Annotated in this window: 14 protein-coding genes and 1 pseudogene; 8 read left to right on the top strand and 7 right to left on the bottom strand. The window is 64.0% G+C overall.

The features are described 5' to 3' along the window. Positions 1-7: 7 nt before the first annotated feature. On the bottom strand, positions 8-694 hold the full coding sequence (locus ABIE52_RS08455; RefSeq protein WP_003942150.1) for an iron-dependent transcriptional repressor DtxR: 687 nt from the start codon (positions 692-694) through the stop codon (positions 8-10). 176 nt (positions 695-870) lie between these two features. Between ABIE52_RS08455 and ABIE52_RS08450 the strand changes: the two genes are divergently transcribed. Continuing rightward, a complete protein-coding gene (locus ABIE52_RS08450; RefSeq protein ID WP_003942159.1) occupies positions 871-2,142 on the top strand; it encodes an acetoin utilization protein AcuC in 1,272 nt (423 codons plus the stop codon). Continuing rightward, entirely contained in the window at positions 2,135-4,846 is a 2,712-nt protein-coding gene (locus ABIE52_RS08445; RefSeq protein WP_192712473.1) for a bifunctional acetate--CoA ligase family protein/GNAT family N-acetyltransferase, read from the top strand. The genes ABIE52_RS08450 and ABIE52_RS08445 overlap by 8 nt, the downstream gene beginning before the upstream one ends. A 124-nt stretch (positions 4,847-4,970) precedes the next feature. Here the strand turns inward: ABIE52_RS08445 and ABIE52_RS08440 are convergent, their stop codons facing one another. From ABIE52_RS08440 to ABIE52_RS08430, 3 genes are all read right to left on the bottom strand, one after another. After that, entirely contained in the window at positions 4,971-5,942 is a 972-nt protein-coding gene (locus ABIE52_RS08440) for a sigma-70 family RNA polymerase sigma factor (RefSeq protein WP_003942639.1), read from the bottom strand. Between the two features lie 159 nt (positions 5,943-6,101). Continuing rightward, the gene (locus ABIE52_RS08435; protein ID WP_054188517.1) at positions 6,102-7,601 is read right to left on the bottom strand and encodes a DUF7782 domain-containing protein; all 1,500 of its coding nucleotides are present in this window, start codon (positions 7,599-7,601) and stop codon (positions 6,102-6,104) included. Positions 7,602-7,627: 26 nt separating this feature from the next. Then, positions 7,628-7,987, bottom strand: coding sequence for a DUF3099 domain-containing protein (locus tag ABIE52_RS08430; protein WP_003942638.1), 360 nt, complete (start codon positions 7,985-7,987; stop codon positions 7,628-7,630). A gap of 83 nt (positions 7,988-8,070) precedes the next feature. Here ABIE52_RS08430 and ABIE52_RS08425 point away from each other — a divergent pair, with 83 nt between their 5' ends. After that, complete coding sequence (locus ABIE52_RS08425) at positions 8,071-8,307, top strand: DUF3039 domain-containing protein (RefSeq protein WP_003942602.1); 237 nt, start codon at positions 8,071-8,073, stop codon at positions 8,305-8,307. Here the strand turns inward: ABIE52_RS08425 and ABIE52_RS08420 are convergent. Then, a pseudogene (locus ABIE52_RS08420) lies at positions 8,280-9,543 on the bottom strand (YihY/virulence factor BrkB family protein). The gene ABIE52_RS08425 and the pseudogene ABIE52_RS08420 overlap by 28 nt on opposite strands. Before the next feature lie 256 nt (positions 9,544-9,799). Here ABIE52_RS08420 and ABIE52_RS08415 point away from each other — a divergent pair. Beyond that, positions 9,800-11,578 carry a DEAD/DEAH box helicase gene (locus tag ABIE52_RS08415; protein ID WP_003942642.1) on the top strand — a complete coding sequence of 593 codons (1,779 nt, stop codon included), beginning with the start codon at positions 9,800-9,802 and terminating at the stop codon, positions 11,576-11,578. Between the two features lie 133 nt (positions 11,579-11,711). On the opposite strand, the gene ABIE52_RS08410 is transcribed toward ABIE52_RS08415, so the two are convergent. Beyond that, the gene (locus tag ABIE52_RS08410) at positions 11,712-11,903 is read right to left on the bottom strand and encodes a DUF7455 domain-containing protein (protein WP_003942643.1); all 192 of its coding nucleotides are present in this window, start codon (positions 11,901-11,903) and stop codon (positions 11,712-11,714) included. A gap of 234 nt (positions 11,904-12,137) precedes the next feature. Here ABIE52_RS08410 and ABIE52_RS08405 point away from each other — a divergent pair, with 234 nt between their 5' ends. The 4 genes from ABIE52_RS08405 (at position 12,138) to ABIE52_RS08390 (ending at position 15,095) form a co-directional block, all read left to right on the top strand. Continuing rightward, positions 12,138-12,515, top strand: coding sequence for a DUF952 domain-containing protein (locus tag ABIE52_RS08405; protein WP_070161439.1), 378 nt, complete (start codon positions 12,138-12,140; stop codon positions 12,513-12,515). 86 nt (positions 12,516-12,601) lie between these two features. Further along, entirely contained in the window at positions 12,602-13,084 is a 483-nt protein-coding gene (locus tag ABIE52_RS08400; RefSeq protein ID WP_021344116.1) for a cation:proton antiporter regulatory subunit, read from the top strand. Between the two features lie 7 nt (positions 13,085-13,091). Then, positions 13,092-14,264, top strand: coding sequence for a cation:proton antiporter (locus tag ABIE52_RS08395; RefSeq protein WP_003942634.1), 1,173 nt, complete (start codon positions 13,092-13,094; stop codon positions 14,262-14,264). 21 nt (positions 14,265-14,285) lie between these two features. Beyond that, complete coding sequence (locus tag ABIE52_RS08390; protein ID WP_042449914.1) at positions 14,286-15,095, top strand: tyrosine-protein phosphatase; 810 nt, start codon at positions 14,286-14,288, stop codon at positions 15,093-15,095. Between the two features lie 69 nt (positions 15,096-15,164). Here the strand turns inward: ABIE52_RS08390 and ABIE52_RS08385 are convergent, their stop codons facing one another. Then, positions 15,165-16,589, bottom strand: coding sequence for an RNA polymerase sigma factor (locus tag ABIE52_RS08385; RefSeq protein ID WP_370333980.1), 1,425 nt, complete (start codon positions 16,587-16,589; stop codon positions 15,165-15,167). Between the last annotated feature and the right edge of the window lie 17 nt (positions 16,590-16,606).

Raw genomic sequence — 16,606 nt, 5'->3', positions numbered from 1 at the left:
TACTTCCTCAGACCTGCTTGACCTGAACGGCGTGAGCCATTTCCTCGGACAGGTCGAACCCGCTGTGACCCGGCACGATGATCGTCACCGAGCCCGGACGGGTTTCGACCGTCACCCTGGCGTCGGGAACGACGCCGGCGTCACGCAGCTGCGCGATCACCTCGGGATCGGACTGCACGTGCTCGGCCAGTCGCCGAACGACCACAGCTGTCTGTGCGCCGTGCGGAATATCGGTCAGGCGCACCAATGTTTCGGTGGTGGCAACCGGGCCGTCGAGTCCCAACTGGTCCAAGCCCGGAATCGGGTTGCCGTAGGGCGACGTCGTGGGGTTGTTCAGAACGACGACGAGCCGACGCTCGACCTCCTCGCTCATCACGTGCTCCCAACGGCATGCCTCGGCATGTACGTCTTCCCATTTGAGACCGATGACGTCCACCAGCAGGCGCTCTGCCAACCGGTGCTTACGCATGACAGAGATCGCGAGATCGCGACCCTTGTCGGTGAGTTCCAGATGTCGATCGCCGGCGACCATCAGCAAGCCGTCACGCTCCATACGCGCAACAGTCTGGCTGACGGTGGGTCCGCTCTGTTCGAGCCGTTCGGCGATCCGCGCCCGGAGTGGGACTACGCCCTCTTCTTCCAAGTCGTAGATCGTCCGGAGATACATCTCCGTGGTGTCGACTAGATCCTTCACACTCAACCCCTTCGTCAGTTGATCATTCTACCGTTCAGTTCGTGGTTCCGGTGCCGCCTCCACCGCGGCGAGTCCAGCGCGTGTCCGAATTGGATTCGTGTCACTCGATCTCGGTCTCCGAAGCGGGCCACGAGTGTGGTGTGCAGCACGAAACGAGAAGGAAGTAGCGTGATCCCATGACCGCGTCGATCAGATCTGACGGGGACCCCGCGGCGTCTCGAGCGAATCGAGTCGTGGTGTGGAGTCCGGAGTACCTGAGCTATCGGTGGAGCGCCGATCACCCGATGAATCCCACTCGCCTCGATCTCACGATGGCACTCTCGCGAAGCCTCGGACTTCTCGAGGGCATCGAATTTCTCGAACCGAGTGCCGCGTCCGATGCCGACCTCCTCAGAATCCACACACCGGCATATCTTGCAGCGGTCAAAGACGCGGGTAACTCTGCGAACAACGGTGTGAGCGGCCAGGATGTTCCCCACGGGCTCGGTACCGAGGACAACCCGGTCTTCCCGCACATGCACGAAGCCAGTGCGATCCTCGCCGGCGGCTCGCTGGCCGCAGCGCAGGAAATCGCTTCGGGACGTACGAGGCGCGCGGTCAGCATCGGCGGCGGCATGCACCACGCGATGGCGGATTGGGCCTCTGGATTCTGCGTCTACAACGATGCGGCGGTTGCGATTTCGTGGCTGCTCGACAACGGCTACGACCGCATCGCCTACATCGACGTCGACGCTCACCACGGCGACGGAGTGCAACATGCGTTCCTCGGGGACCCGCGGGTGCTCACGGTCTCGCTGCATCAGCACCCGGCAACTTTGTGGCCGAACACCGGATGGTCGAGCGAGGTCGGCGACGGGGCCGCCGAAGGTACGGCGGTGAACATCCCGGTGCTGCCCGGAACCGTCGACGCGTTGTGGCTGCGTGCATTTCACGCCGTCGTCCCGGGAGCCATTGCAGCCTTCCGCCCGCAGATCATCATCAGCCAGTGCGGAGTCGACTCGCACCGCGAGGACCCGCTCGCGGATCTCGCCCTCACCGTCGACGGTCAGCGCGCCGCGTTTTTGGCGATGCGTGACCTCGCCGACCGCTACTCCGAGGGGCGGTGGCTGGCAGTCGGAGGCGGGGGATACGGACTGGTGCGCGTCGTGCCGAGGGCATGGACTCACTTGATCGCTGCAGCGCTCGATCGCGAGATCGACGTCGACACCGCTGTCCCGGAAGACTGGAAGGAATCGACGAAGCTGCGAGCGCCGAGCGTCGACCTCCCGCCGACCATGGGGGACGGCGGCGATGTCGCTTACACGCCGTGGGACGGCCCGGGTGGTACACCGGAGACAGGTGTCGCCTCGGTGGACCGTGCACTCACCCGTATCGACTCGGCGATCATCGCGACACGTCGCGCTTCGTTCCCGCTACTCGGACTCGACCCGGAGGATCCCCGTGACTGAACAGTCCGATACCGAAGCTGCCGGCGGCGAGGCGAGCGGCCAGGCGCCGAAGACCGACCCCGCTCACACCTATCCCCATTCCTGGGTAGTCGATGTTCTCGCCTCCGACGGCGGAGCGGTGGCGTTGCGACCCATCGTTCCCGAAGACGCGGACAAGCTCGTCGAATTCCACGGCAAACTCTCCGAGCGCACCCGGTATCTGCGCTACTTCGGCCCGTACCCCACGATGTCGGCGCGCGACGTCAAGAACTTCACGACGGTCGACCACCACAACCGTGTGGCGTTCGTGATGATGCTCGGCGACGAGATCATCGCGGTGGGTCGATACGAGCGACTGCTCGACGTCGGTGACGGAAAGTCTGCCGAGGTCGCCTTCGTCGTCGCCGACGCACACCAGGGGCGCGGCCTCGGCCCGATCCTGCTCGAGTACCTGGCAGCGGCAGCGGCCGAGAACGGTCTGACGATGTTCGTCGCCGAGGTCCTCTCCGAGAACCGCAACATGGTGACGGTGTTCCGTGAGGCGGGGTATCAGGTGAGCCGCTCTTTCGACGGTGGCGTGCTGAGACTCGAATTCGCGATCGACCCGACGGAAGCGCTTGTTTCAGTACGCAATTCACGTGAGCGGGCAGCTGAGGCCCGCAGCATGGGAAACGTGCTCAGCCCGCGATCGGTGGCGGTGATCGGCGCATCAGCGGACCCGGCCAAAGTGGGTAACGCGGTGTTGACCAACCTGCTGCGCGGCGGATTCACCGGACCGGTCTATCCCGTCAACGCGGAGCATCGTTCGGTACACGGCGTTCGGGCATATCCGACGGTTCGTGACATCCCCGACGACGTCGATCTCGCCGTCGTGGCTGTACCTGCAGAATCGATCAATTCGGTACTCGACGACTGCCTCGACAAGGGCGTCAAAGCGCTGGTGGTCGTCTCGTCGGGCTTCAGTGAGAGTGGTCCGGACGGGCGCTCGTCCGAACGCAAACTGGTCCATGCAGCGCGCGCTCACGGTATGCGCCTCATCGGCCCGAATGCGCTGGGTGTCGCGAACAACGACCCGGCGATTTCGTTGAATGCGACGCTCGCGCCGGTCTTGCCGGTGGCAGGCAACGTCGGCTTCTTCTGTCAGTCCGGCGCGCTCGGTATCGCCATTCTCGACGAAGCCGCTCGCAGCCGAATCGGATTGTCCGCCTTCGTTTCCGCCGGTAACCGTGCGGACGTCTCGGGTAACGACCTTCTGCAGTACTGGGATTCCGACCAGTCCACCGAAGTGGTCCTTCTCTATCTGGAGAGCTTCGGCAACCCACGGAAGTTCTCTCGCATCGCGCGTCGAGTTGCGCGGAAGAAGCCGATCGTCGCGGTGAAGAGCGGTCGGCACGCGGTTCCGCCGGTGCTCGCCGCCACCGGAGTCGAGATCGACGATTCGATCGTCCGCGCCCTCTTCGAACAGGCGGGCGTCATTCAGGTCGGGTCCATTTCACAATTGTTCGACTGCGCCTTGCTCTTCGGATACCAACCGTTGCCCGCCGGCCCCCGGCTTGCGGTCATCGGCAACTCGACCGCGCTCGGTGTCCTCGCTGCGGACGCGGCCCGCAGTGAAGGTCTGCAGGTCAGCGACCCGGTCGACCTCGGCGCTCAGGCGAGTCCGGAACTGTTCGCCACTGCCGTGCGCGACGCTTTGGCGTCGTTCGACGTCGATGCCGTCATTGCCGTCTTCGTTCCTCCGGTCGCCATTCCGGTCGAGCCGTTCGCGAAAGCACTCAAGGACGCCGTCGCAGGCTCGGACAAGCCGATTCTCACCACGTTCCTCGCAGCTGAGGGTGTGCCGGACGTCCTGGCGGTTCGTGACGAAGTCGGTAACCCGACCCGCGGTTCGGTGCCGTCCTACCCGGGGCCGGAGCGTGCCGCCCTGGCGTTGGCGAGGGCTTGGCGATATGCGGAGTGGCGCAGCAAGCCTGCGTCGAAGGTGGTTCGACCCGTGGGTATCGACTCCGAGCGAGCCCAGAAGATGGTGGCAGATTGGCTTGAAAACTCTCCTGGCCGTTGGCTTTCAGATGTGGAAGCGGCGGCGCTGCTCGAGTGTTACGGGGTCGCCGTCGTCGAATTCCGTTCGGTCCTGAGCGAAGACGAAGCAGTAGAGGCAGCGGATGCTGTCGGCTACCCGGTCGCGGTCAAGGCAACCGGCGAAATGTGGCGACACCGACCGGATCTGGGCGGCGTCAGGCTGGATCTGAGTGGACCGGAATCGGTGCGCCTCGCTTACCGAGATCTTGCGGCAGCGTCGGGTGAACCGCTGCTGCACGTGCAGAAAATGGCAACCAAGGGCATCGGATGTGTGATTGGTGTCCAAGACGACCCGTCGTTCGGTTCGCTGATCTCGTTCGGGCTTGCCGGTGTGATCTCCGATCTCCTCGGTGACCGTGCCTATCGCGTACTGCCTCTCACCGAGGACGCTGCTACGGAATTGATCGACGCGCCCAAGGCCGCGCCGCTTCTCTCCGGATACCGCAACGCCGTTCCGGTCAACAAGGGTGCGTTGGTTGATCTGGTCCAGCGCATCTCGGCGCTGGCCGACGACATTCCCGAAGTCCGCGAACTGGCCTGTGAGCCGGTACTCGCTTCGGCTACCGGCGCGGAGATCACCGATTCACGTGTCCGAATCGGACCTGAGCCGAGCGCAATCGACCTGGGGCCCAGGCGGCTGCGGTAGACACAGCGAACAACACCGGCCACCGCACATTCCCGAGGGGGAGGGAAGTAGCGGTGGCCGGTGCTTTGTGCGGTGCGTCAGCGCGAGTGGTGTGGCGCGCTGACGCACGTGCTGTGTTGTTTGATCAGCTCGCGTAGGACCGCAGTTTCTCGGCGCGATCGCCGACGCGGAGCTTGCCCATGACCTCACGCTCGATCTGACGAACCCGCTCACGCGAGAGGCCGAAGAGCTTGCCGATCTGATCGAGGGTGCGGGGCTGGCCGTCGTCGAGACCGTAGCGAAGTCGGATGACCTGCTGCTCCCGCTCGTCGAGCGTCCCGAGCACGCTGCGCACATCGCTGTGCAGCAGACCGGCGATGACGGCGTTCTCGGCCGAGGTCGCCTCGGAATCTTCGATGAAATCGCCCAAGGGCGCTTCTTCGTCGTTGCCCACAGGCATGTCCAGGCTTACCGGGTCGCGGCTGTGGTCGAGCAGGTCGGCAATCTTGTGCGCCGGGATGCCCGACTCTTCGGCCAACTCGTCGTCCGTGGCTTCTCGCCCGAGCTGCTGGTGCAGTTCGCGCTTGATGCGGGCGAGCTTGTTGACCTGCTCCACGAGGTGGACTGGGAGCCGGATGGTGCGGCTCTGATCAGCCATTCCGCGGGTGATTGCCTGACGGATCCACCAGGTGGCGTACGTCGAGAACTTGAAGCCCTTGGCGTAGTCGAACTTCTCCATTGCACGGATGAGTCCGAGGTTGCCTTCTTGAATCAGATCGAGGAGCGGCATGCCGCGGCCGGTGTAGCGCTTGGCCAGCGACACGACGAGTCGCAGGTTCGCTTCCAGGAGGTGGCTACGTGCCGACTGTCCCTCGCGAACGATCGTTGCGAGATCCCTCTTCTTGGCGACTGTCAGGCGCTTTCCCGTGGCAAGGACGTGGCTGGCGTACAGCCCCGCTTCGATTCGCTTCGCCAGTTCGACCTCGTCTGCTGCTGTCAGCAGTGCGGTACGACCGATCCCGTTCAGGTAGACGCGGACCAGGTCTGCGGCCGGGCTCTGGGCGTCCAGATCTGCGGCGCTCGGACGAATGCGAGTAGTGGTGCTGGGGCTTGTCATGACTTGCCTCCCTATCGGCGGTCTCTCACACAGTTCAACGTGTGAGAGTTCCGGGAAAGTTCCCGTGCCGATTTCCGCTAAATCGCCGTGACCTGCAGTTATTTCCCAGTCGTCCTGAGAAGTTGCTGAGAACACAAAAATCTGCAACTCACCGGGAACTCAGTTCGTGACGGGAAGCACCAACCCGTGTCGAACCAGCGAGACCATCATTGTGACGACGGCCTCACGTAGCTGGTCCGGGTCTTCGCCGTTCGCCGCGGCAAGAAGTTCGATCAATTCGTCGACCACCAGTCCATCCGCTCGGAGTCCGGCCAACAGCGCAGCACCGAGCTCGTCGATCTCGTGCTGCCAGTGCGGTCCGTTGCCGCGGTGCACACGCGTGACCACTTGTTGCCATCCCTCGTCACCGGGGAGGTAGACGCGTTCGAGAGCCGTGTCCGGATCGAGGACGAAGCGTTCCTCGAGGACGTCGTGTTCACGCAACCAGGCAAGACGGTCGAAGTAAGCGAGCGCCTCGGCCCCGAGCGGGTCCGAGAAGCCGTGCATGAGGTCCTCGGCCATCAGGTCGGTGGGGGAGTCGGTGCGGCGAAGGAACACGAAACCGAAGCCGACGCCCTCGACGTCGGATTCTTCGAGGTGATCCAGCCAGGCGTTTGCTCTCGATGCCGTTTCAGGATCTCGCGGATCCTGCCCGCCGTCCTTGAGCCACGTACCGACGTACAGAGCCGGATCCGCGACATCGCGCTGGACCACCCAGGCATCGACGCCGTGGGCCGGCAGCCATGACGCGATCCGCGACCGCCAGTCCTGCCCTTCGACGTGCACCCAGGACGCCAACAGAGCTGCCGTGCCGCCGGGGTTCAGGTAGTCGATCGATTGCGAGATCATCAATTCGCTCGCACCGTCGAGATCGAGGCCGGAATCGCGGTACGTGTGATGGACGCGTGCCTCGCCGACGACAAACGGCGGATTGGCGACCACCTGGTCGAAGGTTCGACCCTCGACGGGTTCGAACCAGGACCCTTGAAGGAGTTCGACGTCCAGTCCGTTGAGGGCCATGGTTGCTGCCGTGAGGTCGACAGCACGTTGATTGATGTCGGTTGCGGTGACCGAATCGGCGTACGTGTTCGCGTGCAGGGCTTGGATGCCGCATCCGGTACCGAGGTCGAGCACGCTGCCGACCCTCGCGGTGGGCGTGGCCTGCAGCAAGGACAGTGACGCATGCCCGACGCCCAGCACATGATCGGCCGTGGCCTTCTTGGGACGGATTCCGCCGTCGAGATCCGAGATCACCCAACGATCGCCGTCGCCGACGTCGATGGGGCGAAGATCCACCGCGGCCCGCACGAGCGGATTCTCACTGTCGAAGTTCTCACCTTCGAGCAGACCGGCGTCGACGCACTGCGCGATTGTCAGCGGAGCCAGCGCCGCGGCGACGTCGCCCGCCGGGCAGTCATCGGCGAGAAGGAACAGTCTGATGAGAACGCCCAGGTCCCCGAGTTCTCGGGTGGCGCGGCGCACGGGCACCGGCTCACTTCGACCGAGAGCAGCGTGAACTTCGGGACCCAACGCCTCGAGCATGGTTCCGGTGTCGAATCGATTGCGAAGCAGAGCCTCACGCAGCGCAGGGGTGATGGACAGGAGCGTTTCGCTTCTCACCCTGTCATTCTCGCAGGCGGAACTTGTCAGCCTTCGATGGTGTGGTGCGTCGCGGATTCGATCTCGCCTGCGGTCTTCTTTCGTCCGTCGTATCGACTCGGTTCGTCCTTGGTGCGCGGTGGTCTGTCGTTGGCGATCAGGACGGCGATCCAGGGAAGCGGAATGGATGCACCGATGATGAGCATCGAGATCCAGGCGTTGGCCCAGATGCCGTACGCGATCGCCGCGAGGATCAACGCCGGGAACCGGAAGGACATGATGATCATGTACTTGCGCACTCGGGCTTTGTGCTGTTCTTCGACGGACTGCTGCGCTTCGGTGATCAGTACGGGATTGTCGGGAGTCCCGGCCTCGTCGGACCTGCCGAACGCGCCATTTCGTGCCATGACTCCACTGTTCCACTCTCGGCCGACAATTGCACACGACCCGTGGGTCGCACCGCTGTGACGGAGACGGCATTATTGGAGGGGTGAGCACTCAAACCAAGGAACGTCCCGACGTCTCCACCGACGAAACGACCGACGACGACACCCCGAAGTTCTTCCACTACGTGAAGAAGAACAAGATCGCCGAGAGCGCCGTCATGGGAACCCATGTCGTCGCGCTGTGCGGTGAGGTGTTTCCCGTGACGAAGTCCGCCAAGCCGGGATCACCGGTGTGCCCGGACTGCAAGAAGATTTACGAAGGACTCCGTAAGGGCGACTGACCTCGGGTCAGGCGAGCGGGAGTACTTCCGGAGCTCGGCGGATCGACAGCCTCGACGCAGTCGGCCGCCGGGCTCTTCGCGTCTGCGTGCGGTTCATCGCAGGGATCTTGGTCGACGCACGAGTTCTGGCGCGACTCCGATTGTCTGCTCTCGGTTTGTCTGCTGCGGGGCCGCCCGTACGAGGGGACCGTGGCCGGGTCCGCTTTGTCGCCCGAGATGCGGATCGGGCCTGGTGGCCAGGTGCCAGGTCAGATTGGTGACCGGACCGGTCTTTTCGTCGGTGTTCTGAGCCGCAAGCCACTCTCGCATCTGCTCCATCCGAGTGGCACGAGCGGGCCAGAACTCCTGAACCGTCGCGTTGAACTCGGCGCCGAGCACGACGGCAAAACCGAGGAAGAACGTGAAGAGCAGAAACGCGATCGGCGTTGCCAGTGCGCCGTACGTGTAGCCGGTGCTGGTGACGAATCCCAGGTACCAACGCAATCCGGTGCTGGCGGCCATGAAGAACACACCGGCGACCAGGGCGCCCGCGAGCAGCCGATGCCACGGCAGCGACTTCGGCAGAGCGACTTTGTAGAGCGTCGTGAGGCCGATGATCACCAGCAGACCGACAGCAGGGTAGTAGAACGTGTCGACCAGATTCGATCCGACCACGTACCAGGAGGCCGGCAGTGCTCGCCCGACGAGCGTCGGCCCCAGAGCTACCAGCGGCAGGATGAACACCGCCATCACCAGGAACATCACGTAGAGCAGCAGGGCGAAGATGCGCTGCCAGATGGGATTGCGGGCATCCTGCTGCCCGTGTGCTTCCACGATCGAGTCGACGAACGTACTGATCGCCGATGATCCCGCCCACAGGGAGAGCAGGAAGCCCACCGAGATGATCTCCGGGCGTCCGCGCTGAAGGACGTCCGTCACCGTCGGGCGGATGATCTGGTCGACGACGCTTTCGCTGAAGATCGTTCCGCTGAACGTGACGATCTTGGATTCGATGATCTCGACGGTGTTGGGTCCGAACCACCCACCGATGTAGCCGATCATTCCCAGAAGGCCGAGCAGCAGGGGAGCAAGCGACAGCGTTTGCCAGAACGCGGCCGTAGCCGCCTTTCCGAAGATGGAATCGTCCCAGGCCTTGCTCAGGGTTCGACCGATCAACTGCCCGGTGCGGCGTAGCGGATGCCATCTGCGGTGGTGCAGATCACTTCCGCTCGACTTCTCGCCTCGCGCTTCACTCATGATGTCTCCAGCATCCCTGACGACACACCCGGTTGCCCAACCATGGCGCCGACGTGTCGCACATTTCTGAGACAATTCGCGTGCAGGTCGGCAGGATGCGAGAGAAGCGAAACCTCGCCGGCCGGAGTGAGAACGGCCATGAGTACGCGCTTCGAGTGCGGCTTTGGTCGGTGGCGGCGGCTAGGCTCGTCGCCGGACATTGATGAAAATTCGAGGAGCGCGAGACAACAGTGCGATTCCAGTGGAGGCGCGGCCTATGACGTCTGAGACCGTGGCAGCCGAGTTCGGCAAGTCGCCCGAACCCGCCGGAGCTCAATCCGCGGGAACCCAACCTGGCGCCCCTACCGGTTCCCTTCGTGCATGGCAGCGCCGTGCACTGACCAAGTACCTTTCCAGCAGTCCGCGTGACTTTCTGGCGGTCGCAACGCCGGGAGCAGGTAAGACCACCTTCGCTCTGCGGGTAGCTTCGGAATTGCTCCGTGACCGGACGGTCGACCAGATAACCGTCGTGGCGCCGACCGAGCACCTCAAACACCAGTGGGCGGAGTCCGCACAGCGCTCCGGCCTCGCATTGGACTCGCGGTTCTCCAACTCGACCGGCCAGACCTCGAGTGACTATCACGGCGTCGTGCTGACCTACGCCCAGGTTGCCTCGCACCCGTCGAAGCATCGTGTGCGGACCGAGGGCCGCAAGACGCTGGTCATCCTCGACGAGATCCACCACGGCGGCGACGCCAAGAGCTGGGGCGACGCCATTCGTGAAGCGTTCGGCGACGCGACCAGGCGTCTCGCACTGACCGGAACCCCGTTCCGCAGTGACGACAGTGCCATTCCTTTTGTCGAGTACGAGCCGGACAAGGAAGGTCTGCTCCGCTCGAAAGCCGACCACTCCTACGGATATTCGGATGCCCTCAAGGACGGCGTGGTTCGCCCCGTCGTGTTTCTCGCCTACTCGGGCGAGGCACGGTGGCGAAACAACGCCGGCGAGGAATTCACCGCTCGACTCGGCGAGCCGCTGAGCGCCGAGCAGACGACTCGGGCATGGCGTACGGCCTTGGACCCTGCCGGCGACTGGATTCCTGCCGTGCTGCAAGCAGCAGACACCCGTTTGGCGCAGCTGCGCAGTACCGGTATGCCCGATGCCGGCGGACTCGTCATCGCGACGGACCAGACAGTGGCCCGCGAGTACGCGAAGGCCCTGACAGCGATCACCGGCGAACAGCCGGCCGTCGTGCTGTCCGACGACCCCACCGCGTCCAAGCGAATCGCCGAATTCGGTGCGAGCGACCAGAAATGGATGGTCGCGGTCCGCATGGTGTCCGAGGGCGTCGACGTTCCCCGTCTGGCGGTCGGTGTGTACGCGACCAGCGCGTCGACTCCGCTGTACTTCGCTCAGGCGATCGGGCGCTTCGTGCGCTCGCGTCGTAAGGGCGAAACTGCCAGCGTCTTCCTGCCGTCGGTGCCGGTGCTTCTCGACCTTGCCGCACAGCTCGAGGCCCAGCGTGATCACGTACTCGGCAAGCCGCATCGTGAGAAGGACGGCCTCGAAGACGACCTGCTCGCCGATGCGAACAAGCAGAAGGACGAGCTGGGCGAGGAGGAGAAGGCGTTCACGTCCCTGGGCGCCGATGCCGAACTCGACCAGGTGATCTACGACGGATCATCCTTCGGTACCGCGACATTCGCCGGAAGTGACGAGGAAGCCGACTACCTCGGTCTGCCAGGCCTACTCGACGCCGATCAGATGCGGGCATTGCTGCGTCAACGCCAGCAGACGCAGGTCGAGGCCAACTCGGCCAAGGCCGCCGCCCCGCAACCCACGGCGGCAGTGGTATCCGATCGAGCGGCCACGGCAGATCAGCTCGGTGCGCTCCGCAAGGAGCTCAACGGGTTGGTGGCGATGAACGTTCACCGCACTGGTAAGCCGCACGGCATCATTCACGCGGAACTGCGCCGGGTGTGCGGCGGTCCGCCGACGGCCATCGCTACTGTCGATCAGCTGACCGAACGCATCGCGATTCTCCGCAGCTGGTAGCAGCCGATACCGGTCCCGCACGCTTCGCGTGCTTGCGGCCCCGGAACGGCAGAACGGGCGATCACAGTGACTGTGATCGCCCGTTCTGGCGTTCATGGCGCGCCTCGTGAAGAGGCCACCCCCGGCTGACAGGTCAGATTGCGGGTTCGCTTTCGGAGACGACGGCATTCATCTCGCGAAGTCGATCCGCGTGTTCGGTTGCGTGGTGTCCGCAGAAGAGAAGCTCGCCGCCGGTGGGAAGCACGGCGCGTACGCGTGCTCCGGCACCGCACCGGTCGCACCGGTCGGCAGCGGTCAACTGTGGGCTGGTCAGTGTTCCGGGCATGACTCCTCCGTACTGGCTTTGCGGCATTCGGGCCGCGTGCCTGGGGCCTGGTCCGCCGCGTCGGAATGGCGCGGTAGATCCACTCTTACAGACGTTTGGGGTTTACGGGTTGTTCCCGAAGGCGTTTCTTAGTGTTGTGTCTCACTGGAAATGCGCTGGGCAGGCATTCTCGGGTGAGGATTGTTCGCTGACAGCTGATTCGGATCGCCGACCTCAGCCCGATATTCTGGGCGGATGAACCCGGGACGCGAACCACTTGTCGACGAGAGCGTCGAGTTGCTCCACATGTGCACGCGCGAGGAGTGGGCGCGGGCACAACAGCTCGGTGAACGTATCCCCGACGGATTCGAGGCGGAGGGATTTGTCCACATGTCGACTCCGGCGCAAGTTCATCTACCGGCCAATCGGATCTTTGCCGGCCGTGACGACATAGTCCTTCTGGCTATCGATCCGGCCTTGCTCGGCGGTCAGGTCAAGTACGAACCGGGTGTCCCCTCGGACCCGGAATCGATGCGATTCCCGCATCTGTACGCCCCGATTCCCGTCGCAGCCGTCACCGCTGTCGTCGAGTATTTTCCGGGCGAGAACGGCGCGTTTTCGCCGGTTCGGTAGGTCGCCGGTTGGCCGGTCGTGAACTGTGCCCCGCGGATTACGGCCCTCCCGCGATGCAGGTCACCGATCGGCGCTACCGTTGGTATATGAACGTAGAAGTCACCCCACTACCGGGGATCGGGACGCGCAAGGATTTTGTTCTGTCTTCCGGTCGTCGCGTGGGTGTCGTCACCCATCGGGACGGTCATACCGACCTCATCGTTTCCAAGGCAGACGACCCTGACGCGTGTGCTGCTTCGCTGCCTCTGACCACCGAGGAAGCGGCAGCGCTCAGCAATCTCCTGGGTGCCCCACAGCTCGTTGCTCAGCTCGAGGAAGAGCACCGTGATCTTCCGGGCATTCGAACCAAACAGCTCTACATCAAGGACGGTTCTCGCTACGACGGACAGACCCTCGGGGACACCGGCATGCGCACGCGTACCGGAGTGTCCATCGTCGCCGTCATGCGGGCAGGACAGGTGAGCCCGTCTCCGAACCCCGACTTCACGTTCACCGGGGGAGACCTTCTCGTGGCAGTCGGAACGCCGGACGGTTTGGCTGCAGCGGCAAAAATCTTGGCCAACGGCTGACTGGCGCGTGGACACAACCACCCTCGCACTGATCGAACTCGGCGCGGTCTTCTTCGCGCTCGGACTGCTCGGACGGCTCGCTGCTCGCGTCGGCATGTCGCCGATCCCGTTCTACCTGATCGGCGGCCTGTGCTTCGGACAGGGCGGTTTCATCCAGCTCGGCGACATCGGCGAGTTCTCCCATCTGGCAAGTGAGATCGGGATCGTCCTGCTCTTGCTGCTGTTGGGGCTCGAATACACTGCGGCCGAGCTCGTCACCGGTCTCAAACGCTCGCGGGTAGCCGGCATCGTCGACATCGTCCTCAACGCCACCCCTGGCGCGGTTGTCGGCTTGATGCTCGGTTGGGGCGTCGTGGGGGCGACGGTCATGGCCGGCGTCACCTACATCTCGTCTTCGGGAATCATCGCCAAGGTGCTCAGCGACCTGGGGCGCCTCGGTAACCGCGAGACACCGGTCGTGCTTTCGATTCTGGTGTTCGAAGACCTGGCGATGGCGCTGTACCTGCCGATTCTGACCGCGATGCTCGCGGGCGTGAGCTTCATGGGCGGGCTCGAAGCGGTCGGGATCTCGTTATTGGTCATCACCGTGGTTCTTGTCGTGGCCCTCCGATACGGACGGTACGTCTCTGCCCTCCTCGACAGTCCCGACAGTGAGACGCTCCTGCTCAAGCTGCTCGGTGCCGCACTGTTGGTCGCCGGCATCAGTTCGGCGATGCAGGTGTCGGCGGCTGTGGGCGCATTCCTCCTCGGAATCGCGATCTCGGGGTCGACGGCGCACAATGCCAGTCGCGTGCTCGAGCCCCTTCGAGATCTGTTCGCCGCAATGTTCTTCGTGGTCTTCGGTCTCAACACCGATCCCAGTTCCATTCCGCCAGTCCTCGGATGGGCCGCGATCCTGGCAGTGGTCACGGCGATCACGAAGCTGGTAACCGGCGCCTGGGCGGCCAGGCGTCAGGGTGTCGCGCGAATGGGTCAGGCGCGCGCCGGTGCCGCTCTGATCGCCCGCGGTGAGTTCTCCATCATCATCGCCGGCCTCGCGGTGTCCGCAGGCGCCGTCGACGCCGAACTTGCCGCATTGGCAACTGCTTACGTGCTCCTGATGGCGGTCATCGGCCCGGTGGCGGCAAGAGTTATCGAACCGGTCGCCTCGTTGTACATCAAGGTTCGTACGAAGTCCTGATTGCGGTCCTATTCTGTCCGGATGTCGAACAGAATCGCCCGTCCCGCCGCGACCGCTCTGTGTGCGCTGATCATCTCGTGTGCACCGGTCCCGGCGCTCGCCGGTGGAATTCCCGCTCTCGACCACGCCGGACCCACAGCTGCGCAGGTTGCCGCGGATCGATCGCTGCACCTCGAGGGTGCGTCGAACGCGCGTGACATCGGTGGCTACGACGCCGCGGACGGGCAGACCGTTCGGTGGGGGAAGGTATTTCGCTCGAATGCCCTCGACAAGCTGACACCGTCGGATCTCGCGTCGTTGAGCGAACGCGGAGTGGAATCGGTCGACGACTTCCGTACGGTCGTCGAACGAACGCTCTCGCAGGATCGCCTTCCGAACGGGGCGCGAAGCAACTGGTTCGACGTCATCGGAACCAACCCCGCCAACCTCCCGGCGCTGGTGGACATGCCGACGATGTACGCGTTGATGGTGACCGATCCGGGGGCGAGCCGCGCATTCCACGACGCGCTGGTGAACGTCGCGAACACCGACGGTGCAGTCCTCTACCACTGCTCGGCGGGCAAGGACCGTACCGGTTGGATGACCGCAGTTCTCCTGACCGTCCTCGGCGTGAGTCGCACCGACGTGAACGCCGATTACATGCTCAGCAATCAGTACCTCACCGGACCCCGCACGGGGAGCGCGTTCATCGACGGCGTCGAACAGTCTTGGCTGGACACGTCTTTCGCCACGGTGGATCGGGTGTACGGCAACTTCGACAACTACGTCCGGGACGGCCTTCAGTTGAGCGAGGACGATGTCGCACAACTCCGGGACACACTCTTGGTCTGAGGCGGCAAACGCACAAGAGCCGCTCTCCGGAGATCCGGAGAGCGGCTCTTGTGTGCATAGCTGGTGTGACTAGTCGAGGTAGTCGCGCAGAACCTGCGAACGCGACGGGTGGCGCAGCTTCGACATCGTCTTCGATTCGATCTGGCGGATACGCTCACGCGTGACGCCGTAGACCTGTCCGATTTCGTCTAAAGTCCTCGGCTGACCGTCGGTGAGACCGAAGCGGAGGCGAACCACGCCGGCTTCGCGCTCGGACAGCGTCTCGAGTACCGACTGCAGCTGATCCTGCAGCAAGGTGAACGAGACGGCATCGACTGCGACAACAGCTTCGGAGTCCTCGATGAAGTCACCGAGCTGGCTGTCGCCCTCGTCGCCGATGGTCTGGTCGAGAGAGATCGGCTCACGCGCGTACTGCTGGATTTCCAGCACCTTCTCCGGCGTGATGTCCATTTCCTTGGCGAGCTCTTCCGGCGTGGGCTCACGGCCCAGGTCCTGGAGCAGCTCACGCTGGATACGGCCGAGCTTGTTGATGACCTCGACCATGTGCACCGGGATACGGATGGTGCGAGCCTGGTCGGCCATTGCGCGGGTGATGGCCTGACGGATCCACCACGTGGCGTAGGTCGAGAACTTGTAACCCTTGGTGTAGTCGAACTTCTCGACTGCACGGATCAGACCGAGGTTGCCTTCCTGGATGAGGTCCAGGAACGCCATGCCGCGGCCCGTGTAGCGCTTGGCCAGCGAGACGACCAGGCGGAGGTTGGCCTCGAGGAGGTGGTTCTTGGCGCGGTTGCCGTCGCGGCAGATCCAGCTCATGTCGCGTCGCTGAGCCGCAGGCAACTTCTCGCCCTTGTCAGCGAGGTCCTGCATGATCTGCACGGCGTAGAGGCCGGCCTCGATGCGCTTGGCCAGTTCGACTTCCTCTTCGGCGTTGAGGAGTGCGACCTTGCCGATCTGCTTGAGGTAGGCGCGAACCGAGTCGGCGGACGCCGTCAGTTCGGCATCCTTGCGTGCCTGACGGAGAGCTTCGGACTCTTCCTCGTCCCAGACGAAGTCGCCGGAAGCCTTGTCCTTCTCGGACGGCTCTGCAGCGGTCTCTTCGTCTTCGCCGACTGCTACGACCTCGACGACATCGGACTCGACCTCGGCAAGGTCGCCGTCCGTGATGTCGATGTCTTCCAACTCGACATCGCCGTCTTCGGCGTCAGGATCGCCGGCCTTCTTGGGGCTGGCCTTCTTAGCTGCTGCCTTCTTGGCCGGAGCTTTCTTGGCCGGAGCCTTCTTTGCTGCTGCCTTCTTGGCGGGGGCCTTTTTCGCCGGAGCCTTCTTGGCTGCCGGAGCGGTGACGGTGGCCGCCTCCACGGCTGGAGATTGTGGCTCTGACTCTGATGGAGAATCAGCAGTCTGACGTGTATCGGTGGCTGCCACGTACGCCCTTTCGTGACGGTGTCGTGCGGCGTCACGCCAGAGTGGTGATCCGGCGGAGAGGTCAATGGTTGTTGGCCGGCGCG

The organism is Rhodococcus sp. OAS809, from assembly GCF_040546695.1.
Taxonomy (GTDB): domain Bacteria; phylum Actinomycetota; class Actinomycetes; order Mycobacteriales; family Mycobacteriaceae; genus Rhodococcus_F; species Rhodococcus_F qingshengii.
The sequence above is the reverse complement of the archived record's forward strand: the minus strand, read 5'-3'. Positions and strand labels throughout refer to the sequence as shown.

What these genes read in the sequence shown, in the direction of transcription:
- ABIE52_RS08430 (WP_003942638.1), bottom strand. Translation starts at nt 7,987, where the DNA reads ATGGCACGAAATGGCGCGTTCGGCAGGTCCGACGAGGCCGGGACTCCC.
- ABIE52_RS08410 (WP_003942643.1), bottom strand. Translation starts at nt 11,903, where the DNA reads ATGCCCGGAACACTGACCAGCCCACAGTTGACCGCTGCCGACCGGTGC.
- ABIE52_RS08405 (WP_070161439.1), top strand. Translation starts at nt 12,138, where the DNA reads ATGAACCCGGGACGCGAACCACTTGTCGACGAGAGCGTCGAGTTGCTC.
- ABIE52_RS08415 (WP_003942642.1), top strand. Translation starts at nt 9,800, where the DNA reads ATGACGTCTGAGACCGTGGCAGCCGAGTTCGGCAAGTCGCCCGAACCC.
- ABIE52_RS08440 (WP_003942639.1), bottom strand. Translation starts at nt 5,942, where the DNA reads ATGACAAGCCCCAGCACCACTACTCGCATTCGTCCGAGCGCCGCAGAT.
- ABIE52_RS08390 (WP_042449914.1), top strand. Translation starts at nt 14,286, where the DNA reads ATGTCGAACAGAATCGCCCGTCCCGCCGCGACCGCTCTGTGTGCGCTG.
- ABIE52_RS08400 (WP_021344116.1), top strand. Translation starts at nt 12,602, where the DNA reads ATGAACGTAGAAGTCACCCCACTACCGGGGATCGGGACGCGCAAGGAT.
- ABIE52_RS08450 (WP_003942159.1), top strand. Translation starts at nt 871, where the DNA reads ATGACCGCGTCGATCAGATCTGACGGGGACCCCGCGGCGTCTCGAGCG.